This is a genomic window from Nocardioides sp. CPCC 206348, assembly GCF_048654705.1.
Taxonomy (GTDB): domain Bacteria; phylum Actinomycetota; class Actinomycetes; order Propionibacteriales; family Nocardioidaceae; genus Nocardioides.
The window spans coordinates 17,290-18,908 of sequence record NZ_JBMCZA010000218.1; the positions used below are offsets into that span (position 1 = coordinate 17,290).

Here is a 1,619-nt window from a genome sequence, read left to right on the forward strand (position 1 = left end):
GCCAGCACGAGACGATCAGCAGCGGCGGTCCGGACCCGTGCCTCGCCCACGCGATGCGCACGCCGTCATCAGCGCGGCAGAAGCGCACCTCCTGGCTGGTCACGGCGTCAGGCTACGCCGCGGACTCAGCCCATGTGCGGGTGTCGGTGATCCTTCGGCGGGACGAGCGTCTCCTTGATGGAGCGGGGGGAGGTCCAGCGGAGCAGGTTGAGGACGGAGCCCGCCTTGTCGTTGGTGCCCGACGCCCGGCCACCACCGAACGGCTGCTGCCCGACGACCGCACCGGTGGGCTTGTCGTTGACGTAGAAGTTGCCGGCCGCGAACCGCAGCTCGCGACTCGCCCAGTCGATGGCGTGGCGGTCGGTGGCCAGGATCGAGCCGGTCAGGGCGTACGGCGCCGCCGACTCCGCCTGCTTCACGGTCGCCTCGAACGCGCCGGGCTGGCGGTCGTCGTACACGTGGATGACGAGGATGGGGCCGAAGTACTCGGTCCAGAACATCGCGTCGGTGGGGTCCTCGGCGAGCACGATCGTGGGTCGCACGAACCAGCCGACGCTGTCGTCCGTCGTACCGCCGGCAATGACCGACAGGCCCTCCGTGGCACGAGCGCGGGCGATCGCGTCGGTGTGCTTCGCGAAGGCGCGGGCGTCGATCACGGCGCCGGTGAAGTTCGCGAAGTCGGCCGGGTCGCCGATCGGCAGGGCGTCGGTCTGCGCGGCCAGGTCGTCACCCATCCGCTCCCACAGCGAGCGCGGGACGTAGGCGCGGGAGGCGGCCGAGCACTTCTGGCCGGAGTACTCGAAGGCACCACGGATCAGTGCGGTGCGGAGCACGTCGGGGTCGGCCGACGGGTGCGCGATGACGAAGTCCTTGCCGCCGGTCTCGCCGACGAGACGCGGATAGGTGCGGTAGTTCGGGAGGTTCGCGCCGACCGAGGACCACAGCTTCTGGAAGGTGCCGGTCGAGCCGGTGAAGTGGATGCCGGCCAGGTCGGGGTGCGTCAGCGCGACCTCGGAGACCGCGAGGCCGTCGCCCGGCAGCATGTTGATGACGCCCGGCGGCATGCCCGCCTCGGCGAGCAGTTCCATGGTCAGCGAGGCCGCGTGCTGCTGCGTCGGCGACGGCTTCCAGATCACCGTGTTGCCCATCAGCGCCGGAGCGGTCGGCAGGTTGCCGGCGATCGCGGTGAAGTTGAACGGCGAGATCGCGTAGACGAAGCCCTCGAGCGGGCGGTGGTCGGTGCGGTTCCAGATGCCGGGGCTGTTCGCGATCGGCTGCTCGGCAAGGATCTGCCGACCGAAGTGCACGTTGAACCGCCAGAAGTCGATCAGCTCGCAGGCGGCGTCGATCTCGGCCTGGAACGAGGTCTTCGACTGGCCCAGCACCGTCGCGGCGTTGAGCCGCTGGCGCCACGGACCGGCGAGCAGCTCCGCTGCCCGAAGCAGTACGGCGGCCCGCTCGTCGAAGGACAACCCGCGCCATTCAGGCGCCGCTGCCCGGGCCGCGTCGACCGCGCGGACGGTGTCGTCGATGGAGCTGTTGCGGAGCACGCCCAGCACCTTCTGGTGCGCGTGCGGCTGGACGACCTGGATCTCCTCGCCGCCGCCCGCGACCCATTC

General features: G+C 70.7%; 1 protein-coding gene. It reads right to left on the reverse strand.

Features of this window, described 5'->3' with window-relative positions; all coding sequences use genetic code 11:
* Positions 1–125 precede the first annotated feature (125 nt).
* Positions 126–1,619 (reverse strand): L-glutamate gamma-semialdehyde dehydrogenase (gene pruA / locus ACOADB_RS24520; RefSeq protein ID WP_378605006.1); only part of this gene is annotated, 1,494 nt, incomplete at its 5' end.